At 51.6% G+C, this 5,790-nt stretch carries 1 protein-coding gene; it reads left to right on the plus strand.

The features are described from left to right. A partial coding sequence (locus WC734_06425) for a hypothetical protein (protein MFA6198752.1) occupies positions 1 to 5,790 on the plus strand: 5,790 nt, incomplete at both ends.

The following is a 5,790-nucleotide window of genomic DNA, read 5'->3' on the forward strand; positions in this document are numbered from 1 at the left end:
GCAACGTCGGCATCGGCACGACGAGTCCGGCGAGTAAATTAAGCGTAGCCGGAGACAGCTATTTTCATGGAGATGTTTACCATGACGGCAACGCCACCACCACCGGCAGTTACCGGATCGGCGGCGGACTGACGCTGGACGGACTGCTAAGCGTCAACGGAACCGGAACCTCCAGCATCGCTGAAAACCTGGACATAGCAGGCGCGCTGGCAATCGGCTCGGGCATGTATATTGATAACACAGGGACGGTTAAAACCGGAGTCTGGAACGGTTCATCCATAGCCGATGCATATATTGACAACAACCTGACAATTGCCGGCGGAAGCATTTCCGGAACGAGCAATACTATGAGTCTGGGATCCGATGCTCAAGGCGATACCTACTACCGCGATTCATCCGGATATCTTGTGAGACTCGCTTTAGGCGCCGGCGGGTATGTACTCTCTTCTTCCGGAGGCCTCCCGGCCTGGACCGCCACCTCCACTATCGGCGTGCAGGGACGGGGCAACGGAGCGGCTAACCAGATTGCTTACTGGTCGGACGCCAACACAATTACCTCCAGCTCAAACTTCCTTTTTAACGGAACAACCAATCTTTTAACCGTAACCGGCAACGCCTCAACCACGCAATTAACAACGACCGGTTCAACTTTTCTCGCGACTATCGGCGGCAACGTCGGAATAGGGACGACGAGTCCGGGGGCGAAATTGGATATTTACGGCAACTTGCTTCTTTCTGGCGTTGGGAGGTATCTGAATTTCAACGCGACGGAAGGGATTTCCGGCTATGGCTTTCGGGATAACTCCGGAACCATTGAATACAAAAACAGCGCCGGAGACTGGGCCGCTTTGGGAGGCGGTTTATTTACCGACGGTGGTAGTATCAGCTATTTGACCGCCACCGGCGACGATCTGGCGATCGGCGGATCCACCAGCGCTTCTCCTTTGTATATGGATGTTTCGGAAAATTTGTTGAGACTGGGGTCGGGAGCGACCAGTAACGCCACGCTGAACATGTACGCTTCCAACAACGAATACGGCACGTTGTCTTATGCTACTAATGACACTTGGAATTTCGGCGACAGCAACGGGATTGTCCTGCCCAGTCTTGCTGGCGCTCCGGCCAGTCCCACGGCCGGCCAGCTTTATTTCAGCAGCAGCGCCAATACGTCTTATTTATACAACGGAACCAGCTGGGTGGACATCGCCGAAAACACTGATTTCTACACCAACTCCGGCCTGGTAGCTTCCGGAGGACATCTGGACGTAACTCACGGCCAAAACACCACGGATGTCATCGCCGACGCCTGGGTTTCCAATGGCACAGTCTGGCAAAACGTCGGCACTTTGTCCGCTACCGGAGATTCTAACACGGACGATTCGCTGGATATGGATATTGCCGACGAAGCGAATTATGACATAGAAAATTTAGCCTATTCCGTTACCCTGACTCCGAGTGCGACTACCGGAGAAGTTACCCTGACTCTTGGCAGCGGCAACTGGAATGCCAACGCCAAAGTGAAAAAAGGAATGAGAATTACAGGGAACGGCGGGGAAGCTATTCTTATTGACGACCCGGCCGCCCAAACGACTATCACCGCCAGAGTGGTAACGGCTTTTACCAACACCAATCCCATTGCTTCCGGCGACTGGGATATGACAGGACAGCAGGAAAGAAGTTACAATAGCTTGGAGCAATTAGTGCTTAATGATTTCAAAGCAAGTGAGGATAATGGAATGATTAAAACGGGCGTTTATTTAAGTGGTTCTCTTTCTGCTGTTCAAATAGATACCAATAAGATATTAGTGTCCTACGGAGGATACGATGGTAACTATGATGGTATAGCAGTTATAGCTACTATTTCCGGGTCAACCGTAACTTATGGCACTCCGGTTAAGTTTAATCCGTCAGCCCAGACTCTTTGGACATCAGCGGCCAAACTTGATACCAACAAAGCCATTATTGCCTTCAATGACGGTTCCGACAGTTATGGAAAAGCTATTGTGGCTTCCGTTTCCGGCACAACCATCACCCTTGGAACAGAAACTGCTTTTGTTGCCGCTGCAATTTCTGACATTTCCGCCGTCCAACTGACCACCGACAAAGCGATTATTGCTTATGCTAATAATTTTGGATATGCTGTCGTCGCTTCTGTTTCCGGAACAGCCATTACCTTTGGATCAATAGTGGCATTCAATGCCGCTACCACTTCCGACATTTCCGCCGCCCAACTGACCATCGACAAAGCGATTATTGCTTATAAGAAGGCTGCTGATGGTTCTGGATATGCTCGAGTGGCTTCTATCTCCGGAACAACCATTAGCTACGGAGTAGAAGCGCAATTTAATACCACCATTTCCGACATTTCCGCCGCCCAACTGACCACTGACAAGGCGATTATCGGCTATCGCGACTCCGACACCTACGGCAAAGCTATTGTGGCTTCCGTTTCCGGAACAACCATCAGCTACGGCTCAGAAGTTCAGTTCAATGGAGCCTCTACAACCAATGTAACGGCGGCTCCATTGGGGACAGACAAAGCCATCTTTACTTATGAAGATTCCGACACCTACGGCAAAGCTATCGTGGCTTCTGTTTCCGGAACAACTATCAGCTATGGCTCAGAAGCTGTTTATTTTTCCAGTGACGTAGCCTATATGGCCGTAGGAAAGGCAGATGACAATCAAGCTCTGGTTATCGCCTCAGTCGTTTCCGACAATAATTCAACCGGAAGAGTGGCGACTGTGTCTGACACGACTATTTCCTATGGAGCCGATGAACCGTTCAGCTATAGCGCTTCTAGTTATCAGTACCGAAGTTCAGTAGCTCAAATTTCTACCGATAAAGTTTTAATTGCTTATACCACACAGGTTTCCGGATTTGCAGTAGTGGCTACTGTTTCCGGAACCGCAGTCACTTATGGAACTCGTGTTAGTTTCGACGCAGGCTCCCCGTATGAAGTTTCCGTTGCCAAACTGACTACCGACAAGGCTATTATTACTTTTTTTGACTATGTGGTATCAACAATGTATGGCCAGGCTCGAGTAGCTTCTGTTTCCGGAACGACCATCACCCTTGGTACGGCAGCCACTTTCAATACATTTAGCTCTATCGCCGCTTCCTACTTTTCCGCCGCCCAGCTGACCACTGACAAGGCGATTATCGGCTATCGCGACTCCGACACCTACGGCAAAGCTATTGTGGCTTCCGTTTCCGGAACAACCATTACCTATGGAGCCGAGGCGCAATTCAATGCTACTGACACTTCCTACATTTCCGCCGCCCAACTGACCACTGACAAGGCGATTATCGGCTATCGCGACTCCGACACTTACGGAAGATCCATTGTAGCTTCCGTTTCCGGAACAACCATTGGTTATAGTTCAGAAGCTACTTTTAATTCTGCGGCCACTTCCTACATTTCCGCCGCCCAGCTGACCACCGACAAGGCGATTATGGGTTATCGCGACTCCGACACCTATGGAAAAGCCATTGTGGCTTCCGTTTCCGGAACAACTGCTACCTATGGCACGGAAGCGACTTTCAACAGCGCGTCCACCAGTTTTCCGGCAGTTGCCGCGTTTGGCTCTGCTAATGCCGGTGTGATATATAAATCATCCGGCTCCAATTATTATTATTCCAGTCTTGCCGTGAGCGATACGACCATCAGCGTTGATTCGGAAAATATTGATCTTGGCGCTGTCTATAGCACTACTTACGGTTCTTTGGGAATAACATATTTTCCCAATAACAAGCTTTGCTATGTAAGCCCGGCGGACGGCGATTATGGACTCAATGTTCACGTAATTGAAAATGTCTTCTCTCCTACCGGCGCTTACTATACCACCACCACTTCTGACACCAACCAATTGGATTCTTCCTACTGGACCAATGTCAATTCCATTGTCCCCACCGAAACCACCAACGGGGAAACCATCCATTACGCCGTGTCGTATGACGACCGGACGACTTGGAAAGTCTATGACAACACCGACGGAAACGCCGGCTGGCGGCCGATTGCCAGGAACAACGCCGGCACCTGGGAATACAATTCCAACGCTTCCACCGGACTATCCAGTGTTACCTGGTCGTCCGCTTCCACCAACACCCAAGCCGGTGCTTTGGATCAGGCTATGCAAGTAACCGCCAATCAGATGACCGGCACCGAACTCACGGCTGTTACTGACGCCCAGATGGAATCATCCGGCGGCTACGCCGTCGGCTCTACCGAAACAATTGATCTGGCCGTGGGAATGAAAACCGCCACCGGCCTCACCCCGACTCTGGATCAGATCACCGTCACCTACGAACAAACCCAATACCAGCTCCAAGTCCTGGACGAAGACACGGTCCGTTTCTACAACAACTCAGCCGGCACGGTTACGGTTAAGATGGAAGTCTCGCTCAATGGTTCCGGCGGAAGCGGCGGCTATTGGGCGGCGGCCACCGGAGGCATCAATTTTAGTGCTGGCAACGTCGGCATCAACACTGCCGTTCCGCTGGCCCTTTTAGACGTTAACGGCAAGGCCACTTTCGGCTCCGGTTCGGCCGCTGATCCCGGCATCGCTTTCCGAGCCGATCTCAACACCGGCCTTTGGTCGAGCGGAGCGGATATGCTAAGCATTTCTACCAACGGACTGGAAAGGTTGAGGATAGACAGCTCCGGCAACGTCGGCATAGGGACCACTTCTCCCACCGCCCGGCTATCGCTCAAAGGCGACGGCACTAACCCGATTTTCAATCTTTTCGACGGAACCGGAGCGGAGAAGTTTACAGTGCTCAATTCCGGTTTTGTCGGCATCGGCACCGCCGTTCCGGACTATGAGCTGGACGTAGCCGGAGATCTCGGCATCAACCAATATATCCACCACAACGACGATACGGATACTGCCCTCTCTTTTGACGACAACCGTTTCCGCGGTTACATCGGCGGCAAATATCTTTTAGATCTCTACAAAGGAACCCAGGATTACGTGAAACTGGGCGATGGCACCGACGTGGACATTAATCTCAATGACGACCTGTTTATTGAAGGTTCCAGCGGGAATGTGGGGATTGGGACGACGAGTCCATTGGCGCGGTTGTCTATTCAGGGGGATGGAACAAATCCAATCTTTGGTTTGGCTGACGGAACCGGCGCCAGCAAGGTAACGGTATTAAACAATGGCAACGTCGGCATCGGGACGACGACGCCGAATTCAAAATTAGACATATATAGCGCCGCACCCAACCCGACCGACCTCATGTTTAAGATCGCTACTTCCACAGGAATTTCCTTGAAGATTCAGGCTGACGGAACAGTTTACTCCGACAACTCATATAACTCCACCGGCGCCGATTACGCTGAATACTTTGAAACCGCCGATTCCGGTCTGAAACCCGGCGAAGTCGTTTGCGTGGATGTTAGCCGTGAAAACGCCGTCCAGCGCTGCGATCGCGGGCATGACAATAACGTCATGGGTATTGTCTCCACTAAACCATCAATCGTTGGTAATAACTCAAAACAAATCGCCCTGAATCCGGGAAAATACGCGATTATCGGCATGCTCGGCCAGGTTGACGCTTATGTATCGGCTGAAAACGGTCCGATCCGCGTCGGCGACTCCCTTACCTCCGCCTCCTCAACCCCCGGCTACGCAATGCGGGCCGACGCCGGAGACTCCACAGTCGGCGTAGCGCTGGAAAGCCTTGAATCGGGGGATGGAAAAATAAAAGTTCTGATCTCCCGCCGGAATAAATCGCTCGCCGTTGAGCAGGTGGAACAGCTCGTAACCGACCGGATCGCCAATA

Source organism: Patescibacteria group bacterium (assembly GCA_041661625.1).
Lineage (GTDB): Bacteria > Patescibacteriota > Patescibacteriia > JAHIZJ01 > JAHIZJ01 > JBAZUB01.